The sequence below is a fragment of the Exiguobacterium sp. s91 genome (genome assembly GCF_018618915.1).
GTDB classification, from domain to species: domain Bacteria; phylum Bacillota; class Bacilli; order Exiguobacteriales; family Exiguobacteriaceae; genus Exiguobacterium_A; species Exiguobacterium_A abrahamii.
Genome location: NZ_JACSMZ010000001.1, coordinates 1,453,039 through 1,472,741, shown reverse-complemented (window position 1 = coordinate 1,472,741; position 19,703 = coordinate 1,453,039). Strand labels below are relative to the sequence as shown.

Genomic DNA, 19,703 nt, shown 5'->3' with positions numbered 1-19,703 from the left:
TCCCATAAGTTGTAAAAAATACTTTGCATTACAGAGTAATTCAGTTTATCGTTAAGGAACTGAGACATCCAGAATAAGGAAGGGGTTGAGCGGGATGGAAATCGATAAAGAATTATTAAAGGGGCACGTCGACACGATCATCTTGTCGTTGCTGAACGAACAAGACCGATACGGGTACGAAATCGCGAAGACGATCCGGCAAACGTCAGACGAGCAGTTCGAACTGAAAGAGGCGACACTCTATTTGTCACTCAAACGACTTGAGAAAAAAGGATTCGTCACATCCTATTGGAGTGACGAAGCAGCGGGCGGCGGGCGACGTAAATATTATACGCTGACGACTGAAGGAAAAATCCTTCTTGCGAAAAAACGACGCGAATGGCGTTTTCTGAAGCAACTACTCCCGAAGTTTCTTGAAGAGGGAGACGGTGCGCTTGAATAAACTCGATCATTTCGTCCGCGACTTGTATCAAGATGCGGATGTGACGGATCCGGAAATCATTGACGTCATGGAAGAGACGCGTAGCCATCTCGAACAATCGATGCGAGACTTGATGATTCAAGGTTATTCTGAAGAAGAAGCGACGAAGCTTGCCATGTATCGCTACGGTAGCAAGGAACATGTCGATCAGCTCTTGACGTGGGTCTATCGAAAAGAGCGGACGTTCGCTTCGTGGTTGCTCCGAATCGGGATTAGTATAGCTACTGCAACGATACTATGCTTTATCGGCACGATGATGTTGAGCCAGCATCAGTCACTCGCCTATGCGGATGCCTTTTATGGTAATGAACGCTCGATTGAAGCGTATGAACGTATTTTAGAAGATCATCTGTTGCTAGTATCGATTTCTGGACAAGACACGGCGTCTTCACGTGATTTCACCATTCATAAATCGATTTGGTTACCGGAGTTGTTCACTTCACACGGCTTGTATCTGATTGACGAACAGCACCTGACGACGACAGAAAGCTTTGACGTCACGAAATTTGGTGCCGTGCTCATGTTGATTGGCATGACGATCTATCTCGTGACATCGGTCATTTGGAGCATCATCAAGCTCCATCATGCAGGACGATTGCATCTATTAAGTATCGTCTCAATCGTATTCTTTAACGTCCTAGGTTATTGGTTTTGGGCATTACGAAAATAGGAGGGGTCATATGTCGCAGCAAATCAAGCTCATTTGGTCGCAAGCATTCACGGTGAAACGATGTGTGTTATATCTTCTGATCATTCTCGGATTACCGGTGCTTCAATTCAGTTTCATTTATGAAGGCTATCAGTTCTTCTTACCGATCGAAGTGTTCGAGGAGACGCTATCAGGAACGATCCCGATGCTGTTTCCGGTACTATCGGTCTTAATTTTCTTGCCAATCTTCATCGCTGAATACAAGGATAACTATCTTACATATGTCCGAACACGTGCGAGTCTAAAGGATTATCTGCTTGCGGTCGGTTTCGTCAATGCGATGCTGACAGGAATCGTATTCTTTTTAATGACAATCGTGACGTTCGTCCTCATTCATTATGTCGAACCAATCATCGGTCTCGTTGACTATTGGTCTCTCAGCGAAAAGACGTATGAGACCTCAAATGCATTTTCGTTCTTAGCGGACATTCATCCGTTACTCTATGCCGTCCTCTATGCTGTTTGGATTGGACTCAACGGAGCAGCGTACGCGACGCTTGCTTATTTGTTGATTTTGGCGCTCGAACAAGTTTATCTCGCAATTTCGTTACCATTCGTCGCTTATCATATCTTTAATTTCGTTGCGGGTATCATGCAAGTACCACAGTTCTCACCCATCAGTACCGTCTTTCCGTTCAATATCACGGAACAACCGCTTTGGACGGTGTTCGTGCCGTTTGCTATTTTGGTTGTCGTTAACATTACGCTCTATCTGACGATGATTCGACCGAAACCGGAGTGGATCTTCCAATCATGAAGAGAATACGAAACATTTCGATTGTACTGAACGGTTTATTCATCCTCGTGATCAGCTACGTCGCATGGTATAGACGACAAGAAGTTCTGTCCGAAGCACAAGAATTCGGCAAAGACGTCAACGCGTGGGACATCACATTTGCGATTCAAAATGATATGTACCTAATACTCTTTTTCCTGATGCCGTTACTGCTGTTCCTCTCGTTTCGAACGATTGAACAGCAGTATGAACCGACGATTTTGATTCGGGTTGGCTCATTTCGGAACTGGGTGTACTACTCGACAAAACGGTATGTACGCGCTGTTCTGACACTGTTCGGATTCGTCTTGCTGCTGAGTCTTCTTAGTGCTAGCGATCAATCGTTTACGTTGCAGTGGAGTCCATATAGTCAACTCGCAACGAGTGGTAACATCAGTCATTATCTCGTTTCATCTTTCCATTCACCCCTGTCAGTGATTTTCTTACAACCGATTCTGTGGTTGCTTGCGAGCATTGTCCTACATGGGTTCATGTGTCTTGTGTTTCTGTTGCATGAAAAACGTAATGGCTTGTTGCTACAGGCGGCAGGGGTAGTGATTTGGTGTATCTTTAGTTTTAAATCATCGTTTGGAGTAGGAGAGTTCTTTTCACCCGCTGTGTATTTCTCTGTCGGGGCTGTATCCTTCAGGATGCAACCCTGGGTGGCACTCGTTGGTCTCAGTCTTGCGATCGCACTGATCTATCTACTGGCACAATGGATTCAATCGCTCCGCCAACTATTGACTTCGCGAAAGGAGTTATTACCGTATCTCGTCTATGCGATGCTTGCTAGTCTGTACATCTTCCTCAGTAGTAGTCGAGCGTCAACTGAGCTGCAAACGATTGGTGATCTGTTCGTCGTCGTGTTTTACGGTGTCAGTGCGGAGGACAGTTCGTTTCTGCAACTCGTGTCGCATCTGATCCTTTTCTTCGGACTCGCTTACTTAAGTCAATTGCGTCTGCAGGAACAAATGACGGCAATCGGACCATACACGTGGATGCGTTACCAACGACTCGAGAAATGGGCACTGCATCTCTTCGTAAGGGAAGGACGTTTTTTTCTACTTGCTCTCTCACTTCTGATCCTCGGAACGATGGGAATCGGAATGCTGCAAGGCGTATCGCTGTCGCTTTCGACTAGTCTTTTATCGATTTCACCGATACAATTGCTGCTGCAACTGATTGGCATCTCGATGCTGCAGTTAATGCTTTATTCACTCTTTAGCTTCATCTCGCTGTGGCAATTCCCAGATGGATACGCGATGCTCGGTTTGTTCGGCGTCTTATCGGTTTTCTTACTGCCCAACTTCAATCAGTATGGCATCTTTCCGTCCGGATTGAATGGATTTGCCCAGTTGGAGTCGTTTAGTCTGATGCATCTCATGATCGTTTTGTTGATCTATGTTAGGCTTTCACTTGTCTGGTTATATGTTCTGTTTCAAAAAAGCATACGAATATAAGGAGGACGTATCATGGAAATGATCAAGCTCGAGCAGGTCACGAAAGGGTATCAAGGTAATCCGTTATTCGCAGACGTCGATTTGACGATTCAAAAAGGAGACATCGTCGGCATTACGGGACCGAACGGTTCAGGAAAATCCGTCTTATTCAAGATGATTTGCGGCTTCATCCATCCGGACGCGGGAACGATCACCGTCCGGAATGAACAGCTCGGTCCGACACGACGCTTTCCGGAAAACGTCGGCGTCATCATCGATCGACCGGGTTATATCGCTCATAAATCAGGGTTTGAGAACTTAAAGCAACTCGCAGCAATCCGAAAAGTGATCACAGATGCTGACATCGAACAAGCGATGCGGACCGTCGGCTTACAGCCTGGCAATCGTCAGAAGGTCAAACAATATTCGCTCGGAATGAAACAAAAGCTCGCAATCGCGCAAGCCATCATGGAACAGCAGGACATCTTGATCTTGGATGAGGCATTCAATGCACTCGATCACGATAGTGTCTTGCGTCTGCGGGAACTTTTGTTGTCGTTCAAAAAAGAAGGGAAGACGATCATCTTGACGAGTCACAATCAACAGGACATCGACGCACTTTGTGACTCTGTCTACCGGATCAATCAAGGTCGGCTCGAACAGGTCGGCTAATACAAACAGGGAGTGGATCAACGGATCCACTCCCTGTTGCATTACGATTGATTATTTTCCTGGCTTCGTCTTGTAGAAGCTGTAGAAGACGCTGATCAGGATCACGAGGACGATCGTACCGAGTGACATCCAGATTGGCATTTTGTAGACGTCACTGAAGATCATTTTCGCTCCGATGAAGACAAGCATGAAGCTAAGACCGTGTTTCAAGTAGTAGAAACGATCAATCAAGTTCGCGAGGACGAAGTAGAGACTACGGAGTCCAAGGATCGCCATGATGTTCGCATAGAAAATGATGAACGGGTCACGCGAGTACGCGAAGCTTGCTGCGACCGAGTCGACGGCGAAGACGATATCCGAGATCTCGATGAAGACGAGCGCGATTAAGAGTGGCGTGAAGAACAACTTCCCATCAATCCGTTTCGCGAACTTACCAGACGAGATGTCTTGCGTGATCGGTAAACGTTTCTCTAACCAACGAATCGTTTTGTTCTCTTCGAGCGACGTCTCTTGACCGATGTTTTTGTACATCATCCAACCAGTGTAGACGAGGAACGCTCCGAAGATGTAGTAGACCCAAGCGAAGTTCTCAAGCAACGAAACACCAGCGACGATGAAGATGACGCGGAAGAAGATTGCACCAAGAATACCCCAGAATAATACTTTGTGCTGATACTTCAATGGAATCGCGAAGTATGCGAAGACGAGCGAAAAGACGAATACGTTATCGATCGCGAGAGCCTTCTCGATGAAATAAACGCTCGTATATTCGATTGCAGCGGAACTTCCTTGATCGAAGTAGAGCCAGCCACCGAAGGCGACGGCAATCGCGATCCAGACGAACGTCCACGTCCAGGCCTCCCGAAGCGAAACTTCATGTGCCTTACGATGGAAGACTCCAAGGTCAAGGGCGAGCATGATGAAAACGATGGCTAGAAAAGCAATGAGTAGTGTCAACAGCGCTTCCTCCTTTAAGGTAATTGTTATCTTGAATTTATTATAAGGTCACAAGAACTTAAAAGTAAAGTAATAAATGTTCGGAATGTGCAATTGGTTAAAAAACAATCCCCGAAAGTGGACGAATGTATTCGAAGTGATGTGCAATGAAACGACATGAAACCCAGTTCCGAAAAGGGACTGGGTTTCATGCATGTTACTTTTAATTATATAAGTCATCATGATAAGGGAGGGAAATGCGGCACGACGTACGTTCCGAGTTCATCGATGACATCTTCCGCTGATCGCTCACCGTCGAATAGCGCGAAGAATAAATGATTGACTCCAAGCTCACGATACAATTCTAGCAACTCGATCAGTCGATTGCATCCGATCCGAAAACCGAGTCGAATCGGTGTCGCTTCTTCATTTGGATCCGCGGACAGGTCAAGATGCATCGGCATCGAAAACGGACGAAACGTTGTATTACCGGCTGCTTGACTCGCTGCACGCCATTGTTCGATGGCACGTGCTTGTTCGAACGGTCCTTGCGGATAATACATCCAGCCGTCGCCGTTTTTTGAGAGCCAGTCCATATCCTGCTGTGCGAAACCCGTGATCATCGTCGGGATTCGTTTCTTTGGTCGTGGCACGAGTGTCGCGCCACGGACTTCCCCGTACGTCGAATCGATTTGCGGATAATCTTCATATAAAGCTTGCTCCATCACTTGCAGTGCTTCCTTGAACTGAGCACCACGGCTCGGATGATCGACACCAAGTCCATGGAAGTCGGCTTGCCGGTCACCGGACGAGACACCGAGAATCAAACGTTCCGGGAACAGCGCATTAATCGTCGCGACTTCCTTCGCAGAGCGTAACGGATGACGGAGTGGCAGGACAAGTGCTGACGTTCCGAGGGCGATCTGTTTCGTCTGACTGAGGAGGTGCGTCCCGTATATCAGCATGTCATGAATCTGTCCGACAGCAGGATCAAGGAAGTACGGATCTTTTAATAAGACGTCACGCAACCAGAGCGTCGTAAAACCATAGTCCTCTGCTTTTTGTGCAAGCTCGACTTGATTGACAAGCGTCGGCGTACGCATCTTGAAATTTTCGAGCGGGACGTGGAGACCGAGCGTGAGCTCGCCCTCCCGGTACATCCGCTGATAACTTGCATGATCGTTAAACATAGTAGTCCTCCTTATTGATGTTCGAGACGACGCGAGACACCCGTCAAGATGACGGCAAGAATGACCATGATCCCGCCGACCCATGGCGTGTGGACGAGTCCAATCGTATCGGTGACGAGACCACCGATCGTTGCTCCAAGTGCAATGCCGATATTGAAGGCTGCGATATTCAAGGCAGATGCAACATCGACTGCTGCTGGGACATATTTTTCAGCCAACTGGACGATATAGAGCTGGAGTCCCGGTACGTTCATGAACGCAAGAAGCCCCATTAAGATGATACCGATGATACCGGCGACCTTGAACGGAATCATGAACGAGAGGGCGATCATGACGATGGCATGGATAATGAACATATAGAACAACGCTTTAATCGGATTACCGTTCGCGAGTTTTCCGCCGACCGTGTTTCCGATCGCAACCGCGATTCCGTAGACGAGCAGAATGATACTGATTAAGCTCGGACTGATTTTCGTGACGTCCTGCATGATCGGTGTCAAGTACGTAAAGGCGACGAACGTTCCACCGTAACCGAGGGCAGTGATCAAGAAACCGAGCATCAAGCGTCCGTTCGTCAACAATTTGAACATGTCGGAGAACTTGGCAGGTGGTGATTGTTTCAAGTCTTTTGGAATCAAGAAGAAGCTTGCGATGATCGCGATGATGCCGAGTGCAGCAACCGCGAAGAACGTCGCGCGCCAGCCGAATGATTGACCGATGAATGTCCCGAGTGGAACACCTGTGACCGTTGCGACTGTCAGACCTGTGAACATCAAGGCGATGGCACTCGCTTTTTTATGCTCTGGTACGAGCTGGACGGCAATCGTCGCACCGATTGAGAAGAAGACACCGTGCGAGAAAGCAGTGATGAAACGAGCAGCGATCAACAATTCAAACGTCGGTGAAATCGCGGAAACGAGGTTACCAGCAATGAAGACGACCATCAATGCCATCAGTAACGTTTTCCGATTCATTCGGTTCGTTAGTGCCGTCAGGATGGGTGCACCGACGGCGACACCGATCGCGTAACCAGAAATGATGAGACCAGCGAGTGTGATGCCGATATTTAAGTCACCAGCGATCGCTGCGAGCAGTCCGACGGGAACGAATTCCGTCGTACCGATACCAAAAGCGCTGATTGCTAAGGCAAGTAGGGCAAGTCCGCCGTTTCTTGGGACCTGTTCCTCCTGGATCCGTGAGTTTAATTGATTCATAGGGATTCCTCCTAAAAATGATTTCAGTAAGGATCGTGTTCAGTGGGCCCGACCGAACATGATCCGATTGACATGAACCCAGCATAACCGGGGTGTTTCATTTTGGGAAGTACGTACTTTAAAGTGCGATAGGCACTAAAAAGTACCCTACTCCTTCATTTAGATGCAAGGTCTAAAAGGAGGTTGTACTTTCCGTTGACAATTGCTATCATATAGCCAGCTAATCTGCTTGGGAAGTACGCACTTTCAAGTACGATAGGCACTAAAAAGTACCTATGCCCTTAACGGAATCACGAAAGGATGGAACATATATGCCATACAATATCCCGGTCGAAGCAACACTTGAAGTCATCGGCGGAAAGTGGAAGGTCGTCATCATGTGTCATTTGATCAAAGGCGAGCGTCGGACGAGTGAGCTCCGCAAGCTAATGCCGACGATCACGCAAAAAATGCTGACGCAACAATTGCGCGAGTTAGAAGAAGACGGCGTCATCATCCGGACGGTCTTTGAACAAGTCCCACCGAAAGTCATCTACTCGTTATCCGAGTACGGCTGGTCGCTGAAGCCGATTCTTGACGCGATGTGCGCATGGGGAGAAGGACATATTGATTTGACGGGTGGAGAAGTCGTCTCGTCATGACGAACAAAAGTGAGTCTCGCTCGAGGCTCACTTTTTTGAGTACATCATATACAGAATAGGGGTAGACAGATGGAACAACCAATCGTTCAATTTGATTCGATTACCGTTAGTTTTGAGGATAAAGCAGGTAGACGCCAGTCAATAGAGGAGTTTGCACAAGGATTCGAGCATGGCATCTTATTTTTCGGTCATCCACCGGAAACTAGCGACATCAAAGTCGTCTTGGATTTGAAGACAAACTTTGGTGAACGGACGTTTCGATTTAACTTTTGCCGAATGGACCGGGCAATCGGCCATTATCTAATCGATGGGTTGGTCTGGAAATGGGTCATCTTGTGGGAATGGTATTACCAGGAGAGTTATCAAACGGGTGAGTCCTACCATATCAATCGTCCAAAGGAAGGAATTCGTGATTTTTATCGACAAATCGATGTACAAAATGAGACCTGTTCGAATGATTATTTAGAGTCAGGCATTCACGAGGAGGACGTATCGTGTACGGATAGTTATACAAATTTTGAGAACCTAGATTGGGTCACCGAAGGAGATCCGATTAATACATTAGAACGGATGCGGAACCAAGGTGTCTTTTTCGAGTATTATTTTAAAACCTGGATTGATTTAGAGCATTCATTGCCCGCGATTCGACGCGTCATGGATGAATTAGATGTACATACACCTGAATAACATTTGAATGAAACGAGCACCGCTCCCTCTGTCGTCGACAGAAGGAGCGGTGCTTTGGTTAGAACGCTTTACGTTGACCTTTTAAAATCGTCTGTTGCAGAGGACCAAAGTCCCCTGGAACCGTCCGTTCCATGAACAGGTACGGTTTTCCATCGACGATGAATTTTCGATCTCCAAGATACTCGAAGTGGCGACCGTCATCCTTTAATCTTCGCTTAACAGCTTGAATATGGTCTTCATGATGGATGAACCGCTCGTTAAACGTCATGACGATATTTCCTTTTTTGAATCCGAGTAAGAAGACATAGTAGAACCAATATCCAACGAGACAAATACCAACGGCCAATAACAAATCATACATGTGTGTCGAGCTCCTTTCGTGTATACAGATTTTTACGAATATTTCTGTAAAAAGATTCAATCAATTTCAATTAAAAGTAAAAAAGTATTCATTTGAAGATGAATACTCGTTATTTTTGAGCAATATATTTTTTTTGATCGAAATCATATTTAAATTCAACGATCATCCAATCATCACCCGTTGGATTCCGATACGAGTAAAAGAGCGATGTCTGTTTTTCTGGATACACGACTGTACTGTCATCATAGGCTTTTCCGATCTTTGAGTAATCTTCTGTGCGGTGAGCCGTCATGACACCTAGCCCTTTGCCCGAAAGAATATGATCGAATTCAGCTATCGTCATGCCTGGTTTAAATTTCTTTCCTGGCAAGAGTCGTTTTTTCGAAGGCGTTTTAGGGGTGTATTCCTTTTGCACAAGATATAACGTGTGACCTTCTTGTTTCGTTTTGAAGATCAGATGCATGCGCTGTAAAGACCAATGATCGTTTTTTCATCGTACGGATAAAATGAGAAAGCGTATAAAGCATAGTCGTCTTTGATCTCACTCAATACTACCTTGTGATTGAGTGTCGTGACGCCATGTTCTTTCTTTATGTATTTCTTATATGATTTTCCGTAAAGCGACTTTGCGACGTCTGTCGCGGTCATACCGAGTTTTAGTTTTTTGTACGATGTATACTCCTTAGTCGCTGCATCGACAGAATGAGGTGCGAAAACAGCACCAATCATCGAGAGCGTGATCAGAAGCGCGAAGAGTACCTTCAACTGAATAAGGTGTAATTTTTTCGTACGTGCCATCATGATTGTGTCTCCTTTGACAAACTTATTAAAAACCGTGCGATTCTTTTCGTTTGAGATACCAGAGTAGTCCTAGGGTAATACAAAAACCAATCGCACCTATGATTCCGATGAAAAACAAACCGGTGATTTCATCACCATAACTTCTTTGAAAAAAATAGGATGAACCGAAGATGAGGCTCATGCTCATGAAAATATTGCGTAGATGGCGGAGTACTGGAACAATCATGGATAATCCCTCTTTCTTATTTTTTCGTTCGACGGATCTCGGTCGCGACAATTGAGTCCTTTGCAAATGTCACTTGAATCGTGTCACCCGTCTGAATGGCAGACGTGTTATCCGTTTTGCCATACACGATCGTGTCCGTTGTGACGCGAATCTCTGTCAATGCATACTGCTCGTCCGGATGTTGTTCACTTGGAGCAACGAATAACGTATCCCCTGTAACTTTCTCGACGATACGTGCATCATTCTCGTGTGTACAGGCACTAAGCGGTATACAAAGGAATAGAATAAAAGCAAAAAGCCAACGACGTGTCGGCATGAACCAGGCACCTGCTTTCGTCAGTTAATAAGGTTATATGAAATCGTATTATTATATAAATTTTACCAGTTTCAAAACCGATTGATGTAAAACAAAAAAATCTTTCTTACTCCAAAATAACAGGAATTCAGATTGAAATCAGCGTATGATTAAAGGAAAACCATCATCTCGATCAGAGGAGGAAATACGATGAAGGCAGCCATCTGTACCCGCTACGGATCCCCTGACGTCTTGCACATCACAGAGGTACCACGCCCGGTTCCAAAATCAAACGATCTACTGATTAAAGTACATGCATCTGCCGTCCATTCAGGAGATCGTCGCATGCGTTCGCTCGATGTCCCGCTGTTAGGGAAACTTCCAATGCGTCTGGCTGTCGGCTTCAAGCGACCGCGACAACCAATCCTTGGCGTCGTTCTTGCCGGTGAAGTCGTCGAAGTCGGTCAGGACGTCAAGCAGTTTCAAGTCGGAGACCGTGTCCATGCCTTGACCGGATTTGGCTTCGGTGGATACGCCGAATATGCGTGCGTGTCTGAGAAACGTTGCATTGCAAAAATGCCGCAGCACGCATCGTACACGGAAGCGGTCTGTCTCCCGTTCGGTGGTACGACGTCGCTCCATTTCTTCCGAAAACTCCAAATCGATCAGATGAAGACGATCTTGATTTACGGTGCGTCGGGCGCTGTCGGGACGGCTGCCGTTCAGATCGCCAAAGCAAAAGGGCTGCAGGTGACGGCTATCTGTAGTGGACGAAACACGGAAAGGGTCAAAGCGCTCGGTGCCGATCACGTCATCGATTATACAAAGGACGGCTACGATGGATTGTTGCTGAAGTACGATGCCGTCTTCGATGCGTCCGGAAAGATCAATAAGACGCAAGCGAAACGGCACGTCAAACAAAACGGTGCCTTTGCATCCGTCGCGGGGCAGGGTGTCGCGAGAGAACGGAAAGAGGATCTACACTATTTGAATGAACTGTTTGAAGCGGGACGATTTAAAGCCGTTATCGACCATATCTATTCCCTTGATGAGATCGTCGAAGCCCATCGTTACGTTGACTCCGGACAAAAATTCGGTAACGTCGTCGTGTTAATAGCAAACGAATGATTCATCGAACCACCTGGGTCAGGTGGTTTTTTTATGTTTATCCAATATATGTTAAAATAAAATAGGCTTTTTTAAGGATGGGGGATATAGCGATGATGAAACAGATTCATGCGTTTGAGACAAAAACGGACTATGACAAATACGAAGCGGTCACGCATCGCTTTCAAGCACGGTTAGACGAGTATCAAACGATCTTACAAGAGAAGTATCAACTGATCGACGTGCCGAAAGGAATTATTTGGACGTCAGCGGAACTCGCGACGACCGTCTTCTCGGACATTCCGATTCCAGCATTTACGAATAAGGACTTGATCTACATATCACCAGATGTTACAGAGTGGCGAACGTTATTTTTATCCCAACTCGACGGGAAGGACGTACCGCATATTCGAGCATTCTACGAAACGCTCGCGGAAGATCACGTCTTGACGATTGCTGGTCATGAACTGACGCATCACTTGGATTTGTTCGTTGATGAATTCGACGATGAGAGAGAAGACGGGATCTGGTTCGAAGAGGGAATGTGTGAGTACCTACCCCGAAAGCATTTGTTGTCGGACGAAGCATTCAAGCGAATTACTTTAATTGAGACAGAGCTGGTCGAGCTCTTTCAGGAAGAGTATGGAGCGCGTTCGATTGATCAATTTGGGAGTGCCTCCTATGCCGGTAGTCTGTCGAGTATCATGTTTGATTATTGGCGGAGCTTTCTCGCGATCCATCATCTCATCGAGGAACGGTATGACGGGAACGTCTTACGCGTTTTTGAAGCATATCGGAACTGGCATGAGCAGGGGCGGATCGTGCCGCTATCGGAATACTTCAATCTTCAGACGGTAAGACGCTAAGCTGTGTTTGTAGTGGAGGAGGGCTTATGAATCGTTACAGTATTCTTTCGTTATCTGCATTCATCTGTTTTTGTTTCTTCTTTTTCCTGATGAAGAGCGGAGTCAGTCTGAAAGGGTTTGGAACTGTCTATATCCTGCTTCTGTTTATCATTCCGTTAGTCGGTGTATACACAGGGTACAAAACGAAGCACCGAATACTCAAGTGGGGATTCGTCTGCATCCATCTCATTACGTTCTGCATGATGTCCTATTTGCTGTTACTGGCTTATGGTATTTCTGATCCATAAAAAGGTTAAACAAAAAGGTCAGTTGATTCCGAGTAAAAAAGAATCTTCTGACCTTTCATGATATGTAGTGTGAAATAAGAAAGCATCTCGTGACTTAGTTTCGCTTCGGCAAACTGGTCGTTGTGCCCATCTCAACGACGTGATCATCTTGAAGACGATACAGGAAATATTCTTCTTTTTGGAGCCCTTGACCACGGACTTTTACGGCAATCTTATAGCGTTTCTCTTTATCGCGGTGTTTGTCATCATAGGCAGAGTGGAGGGAGACGACATGAGATGGACCGTATTTTTTCTCGACATAGGTTTCGACTTTTGTGCTGACGTGCTGCTCGAATCGCTCATCGTATCGGACGTCTAAGTAAAACAGCAGTCCACCTAATAGGAGTGAGGCAACCAAAACGTTCATTCCGACTTTTTTCAATTCATCACTTCCGATCGTTCCATAGCATTGAACCTAGAAAAGCTGTTACTAATGATCGGAAGACGATGCATCATAACAGCGATTGAATCATTAATTTGAAAATCTACATCATTTGAGTGATTGCTTTAAAGATCGACTCCAACTAATTTAAGAATGATGACGATCGTGATAGCTGAGAGCGCAAAAGAACCGGCAAAAGCAAGCTGTTTTTTCAAAAGTATCTCCTCCTCATGAAAAGGTTACCATTATTATGCCATTAAGTAATGTATCTGTAAAATTAATTCCAATTAGAACCCTGGATTTTCATCATAAAATTTTAGGAATAGATGACAACATCCCCACTCCTCGTTTTGTCAAGAGAGCAGTGATTTTTCATGTTTCCTACATTCTACTTTATTAATAGTCGATGAATCGCCCTTGCCTCAGCATATGTCGATTCCTGTCCGAACCAACGATAAGTGAGAGTTGATAATGGCGAAGTTCCAGTGTCATTCAATAAAGCGATAGATAAATTATTCTTCCGATCAACGATTAAAAACTGTCCGCCTGATCCCACTCCCCATAACAGAGGATTTTTAGCATTTGATTCTAACCACCAAAGATATCCATATCCTGAAAAACGATCGACGTCCGAAATCTTAGAGTAAGCCATTGTACTCTCCTCAACCCACTTGATTGGAATAACGGATCGTCCTTTCCACTTACCATCTTGGGCATAAAGCGCACCAAATCGGGCAAGGTTTTCGGCAGACATATAAAATCGATACATCGGAATGGATGTTTCTTCATTCTTTTCATAAGTGACATGAGAAGGGCTGAATGTTTTCATGCCAACAGGCTTGGCGATCCATTGTTCAAAAGCATCTCCGATTTTCATTTTCGTCTCTTTCTCAAGAATAAGACCCAACATGTTAAAATCCCAATTGTTATAGTAATAAAAACTTCCTGGAGTATGACTTTCACGTTTTGGACGTAAATCTTTCATTCGTTGTGATTCACCCAATGCGTTTAAGTAGATACCTGATCGTGCTTGTAATAAGTCCCGAATTGTTGCGGACTTCTCTTGTTTCGTTAAGGGTTGCTTGGAATCATCGACAGAGAGTTGTCCCAATGTCATATCCAAGTCTACTAACCTTTTTTCCTCTGCAATCCCAAATAGTGCACTGATGATGCTTTTACGAATAGAAGCAACATTATACAATTCGTTCGAAGAGCCGATGGATGCCACTTGTTGGGTATCCTGAATTGCATATAATGCGTCCGACTCATTGCGTTTCATCTGCTGTTGAAGACTTATCTTCAACTGTTCAGTATCTGTTTTACTTTGAAGTGAAATATTTTCATTATCTGTTTCGTTTTGTACGAACGGGCGGGTAAGATAGACGAAAAGACTCCCAATTACTATTAGAGATAAAAATAAAAGAGTACGTTTCCTTCTTGACTTCATAGTTCAGTTCTCCTTCAATCAATGTTGTGATGACACTGATTGATTATCAACCTTCAAGTAACTTTAAGGTCAAGCTTTCTATAAAATATAGTTTAAAAGGAGAGATAACTTGAGTTTATTTAAAATTGGAGAGGCTGCAAAACAAAGTGGGATACCTGCATCGACACTACGATATTATGATCAGATTGGTCTGATCCGTTCGCGTCAAATCGATCCACATAGTAAGTATCGATATTACACACAACACGACATCACACATATGAAAATCGTCCAGCATCTACGCAGGATGAATTTTTCTCTTGAAGAAGTTCAACTTTTTTTAAACGAAAGAGATGTGAATCTTCAACTTGGATTGTTAGATAAGAAGAAACAAGAAATTAAGTTAAAGCGGTTGGCACTTCTTCAGACTGAGAAGGAAGTGCATCGCCGAATCGAATCTATAGAAAAGGAATTAATTTCATCAACAATCACGAAAAAGGATAGTTGGGAAATAGTAGTGAAACATTTTGATGAACGACCTATTCTATCGAAGCGAAAGATTTTCGACAGAGGCGGAATTGATATCTATCAAGACGCGTTTCTACAGTTACTCAAAGAAAATTCGTTTGAGGATCTACCCGTTACATCGCTCGTGTTACAGCATCATCATATCCAACTAAATGAAGAATTTTCTCACTTCGAAAGACATCTTCCAGAAATCGATTTAGAGGTAGGCGTGCTTCTTCCTTCCATGACATCCCCGTTTCAGAATGCGACTTTGCCTAGTGGTAGTTATGCTTGTATTGTGAGTAGAGGTATGGCAGGGAAGGAACGTTTTCGTAAATTATATTCATTTCTACAAGAATGGCTTCAAGAAAACAACTATAAAGTCGAGGGACCATTAATTGATATCGTCTTAACAGACCTCACTCAGTTAACTGCGATTGATTATACGGAAGATATACTTTCTGAGACTCAATTTCGCATTACACCAAATAATGCGTAGTGTGAAAGCAACAATCATTTTGTACTTTAATTTTATATATGTAAAATTAATTCTAAAAAAATCGCAATTTCTTATTACAACGTTTCATAAAGAAAATGACAACATCCCTACTCCTCGGTTCGTCAAGGTAGTAGGGATGTTATTTTCATGTCCACCAATCCGGTGGAGTATATCTCGTTAAAAGATCTTTCTCGACGAGTCGCTGATTCACATAAGATGTGACGCTTGGAAGTAGCGCATCCATGTTGGCAGGGTGCACCATGACCTCAACGGATGAACCGGGTGAGATTGAATCAAGTGTCGCAAACGAAACGCCCTCTCCATAAAACCGCTCATCGAAGCGATTCGTCAGCCAGAGATCCCGGTGCTTCTCGTTCCCCGCAGCACGGAACGTCGTTTGATATTCGTTAGCGAGATCGACGATGATGGAATCGATCGCGGACCAGCCGTGGATATGATGGTGACTGTCTAAGTGATGCAACGACAGCCCGGTAGCAAGAAAAGCTTCAATCTGGGCTTTCCATTCTAGGTAGACGTCTTTAGGATCCGGTGGCTCTTCTTTCAAAAAGCGACTCGTGAAGCGGAACGTTCCGTCCTTCTTCGTTAACGACTGACTTGTCGAAGCGAGCGGTTTTCCCCAAGAGAGCACGAGATGTACGCCGACATGCAGGTCCGGGTGTTGCTGAGAAAGTCGAACAGCTTCTTCGACCGCATGTCCGTTCATCATCAGCGTCGTCGAATTGACGGGACCGTAAAGATGACTCTCGATGATGCCTTGGTTAATACCCGTCGTCAAACCGAAATCATCAGCATTGACGATTACACGCGTCTTAGGCATGTGCCGTGTCAGTCAGCGAGAGTGCTTGATCAAGCACTTGATCGCCCTTCATCAACCCGTATGCCATGTTGTCAATCACAGCAACCGGCACGTTAACTGTTGAACGGATTTTGTTCTCGAGGTACCGGACTTGCGGACCGATCAAGATGACGTCCATCGTCGTATGTTCCTTTAGTCGCGATTCGGGTACTGCTTCGATCGTTGCGTCAAGCCCTCGTGCTACGGCTTCCGTCCGCATTTTTTCTACCAAGATTGAAGTGGACATGCCTGCTGAGCAGACGAGTAAGATATTCATTTCGTTTCCTCCAGTCGATTGATTTTAGTGATCATGTCGATCATCTCGGTCGCCAGTTCCTTGACCGTCATCGCCGTCATCAGATGATCTTGAGCGTGGACGAGTAGGACACTCATCTCGTTGCTCGTTCCTCGTGCTTCTTCTTGCAAGAGTTCCGTTTGTAGTTTGTGTGCCTCAAGAAACGAAGTCTCTGCTTCCTCGAGTTTCGCTTGGACAAGTGCTTCGTCACTGCGTTTGGCAGCAGCAATCGCCTCAAAAGCACTCGAGCGTGCATTTCCGGCATGTAAGATGATCATGAACGATAGTTGTTGGATTGATTCTGTCTTCAACTGATTTTCTCTCCTTCGTGGATGCTGTCTTTGTTTCGATTGATTTCGGCAGTCATGGCGCGAGCTCCTGCTACGACGAACGGGATGTAAATGAGCGTCGCGAGCGTCAAGTTGAACACCTGAAGCAGGACACCGCGGATGCTGCCACCGGTGACAAGATACCCGCTGATGATCGGTGGTGTCGTCCATGGTACGATGGCGACCGTCTTTGGAACCATTCCGGTTGATAGTGCAACATATGAGACGACCGTCAAGACGACCGGTGCAAGAATGAATGGAATCAACATGACCGGGTTGAGCACGATCGGCATGCCGAAGATGACCGGTTCGTTGATGTTGAACAGACCAGCTGGAGCGGATAGCTTAGCGACTTGATGATAGGGATGATTACGTTGTTTCCTTACGACGATGAAGATGGCGAGTAGAAGTGACAATGTCGTACCAGAGCCACCCATGAAGACGAACGCATCGAGAAACGGTTTCGTTACCGTGTACGGGACGTCATAGGCGGAGGCGCCAGCTTGAAATGCAGCTAAGTTCTGTTCAATCAGTGGTAAGTAAATCGGCTCGATGACCGAACCGATGATGTTCGTGCCGTGTAATCCGAAGAACCAGAGGACATGGTTCAACAGAGCGATGATCAGACCGGCAGCGAGCGAATCTCCGAAACCTTGAAGCGGTTGCTGGATTGCCTTGAAGATGACTTCGAAGATGCTGAGCTCGAGTTTTATTTGAATGAACAACTGGATCGCAGCAACGACCGTCAAGATGATCATCGAAGGAATCAATGCTTGGAACGATCGGGTGACACCACCGGGCACACCGTCCGGCATCCGGATCGTCAGTTTCGTATGGATGAGAAGGCGGAACGCTTCCGTCACGAGGAGCGAGACGATGATGGCGACGAATAAGCCTTGTGCACCGAGCCAAGCAAAGCTAAGTCCCCAGTCTTTCGTGACTGGAACAAGCATGACGTAAGATGCGATCGACAGGATACCAGCGGCAAGACCGTCGATATCGTAGGACCGTGCCAAGTTATAGGCAATCGAGAAAGCGACTAGTAAGCCGAGGATCGCAAAGGATGCATTCCAAATGTTTCCACCGAGCCGTTGCCAACTGCCTTCACCAAAAGCGTTGTTCATCGAGCCGACGAAGTCGAGCGACCAGCTGCCGAGCTGGATGGCAGGGAAGTTATTGATCAGGATCGCGAGCGAACCGACGATGATGAGCGGCATGACGGAGACGAACCCGTCACGGATGGCGACGAGATGGCGCTGGGAACCGATCCGTCCGGCGATTTCAATGAACTTGTTCATGAGAGAACCTCCTTAAGTTGGAATTGGGGTAAGTACAGGTGATGCGCGCGAAACAGCTCTTCAAGTAAAGCGTCGATTCGTTTTTCGTCTTGGATCAATGGGTTCATCAGGGCAGCGAGGTAAGCATCCTCGTACTTCCCGGAGATGGCGGCTTGAATCGTCAGTTGCTCGAATGTCTTTAAGTTCGTGATCAGTCCACGCACGTGGAGTGGTAAGCTACCGATCGACAGAGGTCGCGGTCCGGCTTTTGTGATGAAGGCGTTGACCTCGATGACCGCATCTTCCGGTAAGTCACGGATCGTTCCTTGATTCAGCGTATTGATGGTTTGGATATCACCACGGTCGTTATAGAGCGAGTCCATTAAGTTACACGCTGCATCCGAGTAGTAGGCTCCACCGCGTTGCTCAAGCTCCTTCGGTTTTACATCGAGCGATACGTCTCGGTATTGCTCGAACAGTCGGCGCTCGACTTCTTGGACGACTTCGGCTCGTGTTCCATTCTCTTCGTAAGCCTGTAAATCTTTAGCGAGCACGTCACGCGTTTGGAAATAATACTGATGGTACGGGTTCGGCAACATTTTAATTGAATTCAGGAACGACTCCGACCAGCCGAGTCCGACGATATTCGCTGGTGAGTAGTCGTTCCCTTGACGCAATGCGGAAAGAACGTCTTCTGTGCGGTCGACACCATTCACCGTGACTTGTCGACCAAAGATGAAGTGATTCAACCCGATAAATTCGATCGAGACGTGCTCGACGGGGGCATGTAGGATTTCAGCGACGGAGTTCCGCATGTTGAACGGGATGTTACAGACACCAATCACCTTCTGATGCTTGGAATGTTTCAATAGTGCTTCGGTCACGATCCCTGCAGGATTGGTGAAATTAATTAACCAGGCTTCGGGACAGAGTTCCGCCATCTCGTCAGCGAGCTCAAGTAAGACGGGAATCGTCCGAAACGCCTTGAACATACCGCCAGCGCCATTCGTCTCTTGACCGATGAAGCCGTGCTTCAGTGGGATGCGCTCGTCAAGCGCACGGGCCGCAAGACCACCGACCCGAATTTGCGTCGAAACGAAGTCGGCTCCACGTAGCGCTTCTTTTCGATCGAGCGTCCAACGAAGTGCGATCTTCACGTTAGCCTTGTCAATCATGCGTTGAGCGAGTTGACCAACGACTTCAAGCTTCTCTTTTCCGTCTTCGATATCGACGAGCATGACCTCATCGACCGGAAAGGAGCGGTGACGCAGAATGAATCCTTCGATGATTTCCGGTGTATAGCTGGAGCCTCCACCGATGATGACGACCTTGAGTGGCATGTTGTGAATTCCTCCTTATGAAAGCGATTTCTTTTTGTTGTAACAAATGTAACAAATAATACAACT

26 protein-coding genes are annotated in these 19,703 nt (G+C 46.0%); 11 read left to right on the top strand and 15 right to left on the bottom strand.

The genetic code is table 11. The features are described 5' to 3' along the window. Positions 1-94: 94 nt before the first annotated feature. From KNQ06_RS07665 to KNQ06_RS07645, 5 genes are read left to right on the top strand one after another with little or no spacing between them, the layout of a single operon-like run. A complete protein-coding gene (locus tag KNQ06_RS07665; protein ID WP_215147812.1) occupies positions 95-442 on the top strand; it encodes a PadR family transcriptional regulator in 348 nt (115 codons plus the stop codon). Next, a complete protein-coding gene (locus tag KNQ06_RS07660; protein ID WP_069940542.1) occupies positions 429-1,151 on the top strand; it encodes a hypothetical protein in 723 nt (240 codons plus the stop codon). Before KNQ06_RS07665 ends, KNQ06_RS07660 begins: the two co-directional genes overlap by 14 nt. A 10-nt stretch (positions 1,152-1,161) precedes the next feature. Continuing rightward, positions 1,162-1,947: an ABC transporter permease gene (locus tag KNQ06_RS07655; RefSeq protein WP_215147811.1), complete on the top strand. Its 786-nt coding sequence runs from the start codon at positions 1,162-1,164 to the stop codon at positions 1,945-1,947. Further along, complete coding sequence (locus tag KNQ06_RS07650) at positions 1,944-3,425, top strand: hypothetical protein (protein ID WP_149427235.1); 1,482 nt, start codon at positions 1,944-1,946, stop codon at positions 3,423-3,425. The genes KNQ06_RS07655 and KNQ06_RS07650 overlap by 4 nt, the downstream gene beginning before the upstream one ends. Positions 3,426-3,437: 12 nt before the next feature. Next, entirely contained in the window at positions 3,438-4,076 is a 639-nt protein-coding gene (locus KNQ06_RS07645; RefSeq protein WP_055967687.1) for an ATP-binding cassette domain-containing protein, read from the top strand. A 51-nt stretch (positions 4,077-4,127) separates the two neighbouring features. Here the strand turns inward: KNQ06_RS07645 and KNQ06_RS07640 are convergent, their stop codons facing one another. The 3 genes from KNQ06_RS07640 to KNQ06_RS07630 all read right to left on the bottom strand — a co-directional run bounded on the left by KNQ06_RS07640 (position 4,128) and on the right by KNQ06_RS07630 (position 7,416). After that, positions 4,128-5,033: a TerC family protein gene (locus tag KNQ06_RS07640; RefSeq protein ID WP_035397719.1), complete on the bottom strand. Its 906-nt coding sequence runs from the start codon at positions 5,031-5,033 to the stop codon at positions 4,128-4,130. Between the two features lie 218 nt (positions 5,034-5,251). Further along, a complete protein-coding gene (locus KNQ06_RS07635; protein ID WP_215147809.1) occupies positions 5,252-6,202 on the bottom strand; it encodes a TIGR03571 family LLM class oxidoreductase in 951 nt (316 codons plus the stop codon). An 11-nt stretch (positions 6,203-6,213) separates the two neighbouring features. After that, positions 6,214-7,416: an MFS transporter gene (locus KNQ06_RS07630; protein ID WP_149427237.1), complete on the bottom strand. Its 1,203-nt coding sequence runs from the start codon at positions 7,414-7,416 to the stop codon at positions 6,214-6,216. A 311-nt stretch (positions 7,417-7,727) separates the two neighbouring features. On the opposite strand from KNQ06_RS07630, the gene KNQ06_RS07625 reads away from it, so the two are divergent. Then, positions 7,728-8,057, top strand: a complete 330-nt coding sequence (locus KNQ06_RS07625; protein ID WP_055967696.1) for a winged helix-turn-helix transcriptional regulator — start codon at positions 7,728-7,730, stop codon at positions 8,055-8,057. 69 nt (positions 8,058-8,126) lie between these two features. Further along, on the top strand, positions 8,127-8,744 hold the full coding sequence (locus KNQ06_RS07620; RefSeq protein ID WP_149427238.1) for a hypothetical protein: 618 nt from the start codon (positions 8,127-8,129) through the stop codon (positions 8,742-8,744). A 58-nt stretch (positions 8,745-8,802) separates the two neighbouring features. On the opposite strand, the gene KNQ06_RS07615 is transcribed toward KNQ06_RS07620, so the two are convergent. The 5 genes from KNQ06_RS07615 to KNQ06_RS07595 form a co-directional block, all read right to left on the bottom strand. Then, the gene (locus KNQ06_RS07615; RefSeq protein WP_023468098.1) at positions 8,803-9,105 is read right to left on the bottom strand and encodes a hypothetical protein; all 303 of its coding nucleotides are present in this window, start codon (positions 9,103-9,105) and stop codon (positions 8,803-8,805) included. Between the two features lie 109 nt (positions 9,106-9,214). Continuing rightward, a complete protein-coding gene (locus KNQ06_RS07610) occupies positions 9,215-9,397 on the bottom strand; it encodes a hypothetical protein (protein WP_215147807.1) in 183 nt (60 codons plus the stop codon). Between the two features lie 161 nt (positions 9,398-9,558). Next, positions 9,559-9,906, bottom strand: coding sequence for a hypothetical protein (locus KNQ06_RS07605; RefSeq protein ID WP_215147806.1), 348 nt, complete (start codon positions 9,904-9,906; stop codon positions 9,559-9,561). A gap of 25 nt (positions 9,907-9,931) precedes the next feature. Beyond that, complete coding sequence (locus KNQ06_RS07600; protein ID WP_023468100.1) at positions 9,932-10,132, bottom strand: hypothetical protein; 201 nt, start codon at positions 10,130-10,132, stop codon at positions 9,932-9,934. 16 nt (positions 10,133-10,148) lie between these two features. Then, positions 10,149-10,448 (bottom strand): hypothetical protein, encoded by a 300-nt coding sequence (locus KNQ06_RS07595; protein ID WP_215147804.1) that lies wholly within the window; start codon positions 10,446-10,448, stop codon positions 10,149-10,151. Between the two features lie 189 nt (positions 10,449-10,637). Here KNQ06_RS07595 and KNQ06_RS07590 point away from each other — a divergent pair, with 189 nt between their 5' ends. From KNQ06_RS07590 to KNQ06_RS07580, 3 genes are all read left to right on the top strand, one after another. Then, a complete protein-coding gene (locus KNQ06_RS07590) occupies positions 10,638-11,555 on the top strand; it encodes an NAD(P)-dependent alcohol dehydrogenase (RefSeq protein WP_215147802.1) in 918 nt (305 codons plus the stop codon). Positions 11,556-11,647: 92 nt separating this feature from the next. Continuing rightward, positions 11,648-12,400 carry a hypothetical protein gene (locus tag KNQ06_RS07585; RefSeq protein WP_251133492.1) on the top strand — a complete coding sequence of 251 codons (753 nt, stop codon included), beginning with the start codon at positions 11,648-11,650 and terminating at the stop codon, positions 12,398-12,400. A gap of 26 nt (positions 12,401-12,426) precedes the next feature. Then, on the top strand, positions 12,427-12,687 hold the full coding sequence (locus KNQ06_RS07580; protein WP_215147801.1) for a hypothetical protein: 261 nt from the start codon (positions 12,427-12,429) through the stop codon (positions 12,685-12,687). A gap of 94 nt (positions 12,688-12,781) precedes the next feature. On the opposite strand, the gene KNQ06_RS07575 is transcribed toward KNQ06_RS07580, so the two are convergent. Together KNQ06_RS07575 and KNQ06_RS07570 are read right to left on the bottom strand one after the other, a co-directional pair. Then, positions 12,782-13,108 carry a hypothetical protein gene (locus tag KNQ06_RS07575; RefSeq protein ID WP_215147799.1) on the bottom strand — a complete coding sequence of 109 codons (327 nt, stop codon included), beginning with the start codon at positions 13,106-13,108 and terminating at the stop codon, positions 12,782-12,784. A 388-nt stretch (positions 13,109-13,496) separates the two neighbouring features. Next, the gene (locus KNQ06_RS07570) at positions 13,497-14,555 is read right to left on the bottom strand and encodes a serine hydrolase domain-containing protein (protein ID WP_052017145.1); all 1,059 of its coding nucleotides are present in this window, start codon (positions 14,553-14,555) and stop codon (positions 13,497-13,499) included. A 109-nt stretch (positions 14,556-14,664) separates the two neighbouring features. On the opposite strand from KNQ06_RS07570, the gene KNQ06_RS07565 reads away from it, so the two are divergent. Beyond that, a complete protein-coding gene (locus tag KNQ06_RS07565; protein WP_215147797.1) occupies positions 14,665-15,540 on the top strand; it encodes a MerR family transcriptional regulator in 876 nt (291 codons plus the stop codon). A 145-nt stretch (positions 15,541-15,685) separates the two neighbouring features. Here the strand turns inward: KNQ06_RS07565 and chbG are convergent, their stop codons facing one another. From chbG to KNQ06_RS07540, 5 genes are read right to left on the bottom strand one after another with little or no spacing between them, the layout of a single operon-like run. Then, on the bottom strand, positions 15,686-16,378 hold the full coding sequence (gene chbG / locus KNQ06_RS07560; RefSeq protein ID WP_149427247.1) for a chitin disaccharide deacetylase: 693 nt from the start codon (positions 16,376-16,378) through the stop codon (positions 15,686-15,688). Next, the gene (locus KNQ06_RS07555; protein ID WP_215147795.1) at positions 16,371-16,673 is read right to left on the bottom strand and encodes a PTS sugar transporter subunit IIB; all 303 of its coding nucleotides are present in this window, start codon (positions 16,671-16,673) and stop codon (positions 16,371-16,373) included. The genes chbG and KNQ06_RS07555 overlap by 8 nt, the downstream gene beginning before the upstream one ends. Further along, positions 16,670-16,969 carry a PTS sugar transporter subunit IIA gene (locus tag KNQ06_RS07550; RefSeq protein ID WP_029341536.1) on the bottom strand — a complete coding sequence of 100 codons (300 nt, stop codon included), beginning with the start codon at positions 16,967-16,969 and terminating at the stop codon, positions 16,670-16,672. The genes KNQ06_RS07555 and KNQ06_RS07550 overlap by 4 nt, the downstream gene beginning before the upstream one ends. A gap of 29 nt (positions 16,970-16,998) precedes the next feature. Continuing rightward, the gene (gene celB, locus KNQ06_RS07545; protein WP_055967723.1) at positions 16,999-18,318 is read right to left on the bottom strand and encodes a PTS cellobiose transporter subunit IIC; all 1,320 of its coding nucleotides are present in this window, start codon (positions 18,316-18,318) and stop codon (positions 16,999-17,001) included. Continuing rightward, positions 18,315-19,637 (bottom strand): 6-phospho-beta-glucosidase, encoded by a 1,323-nt coding sequence (locus KNQ06_RS07540; RefSeq protein ID WP_215147793.1) that lies wholly within the window; start codon positions 19,635-19,637, stop codon positions 18,315-18,317. Before KNQ06_RS07540 ends, celB begins: the two co-directional genes overlap by 4 nt. Between the last annotated feature and the right edge of the window lie 66 nt (positions 19,638-19,703).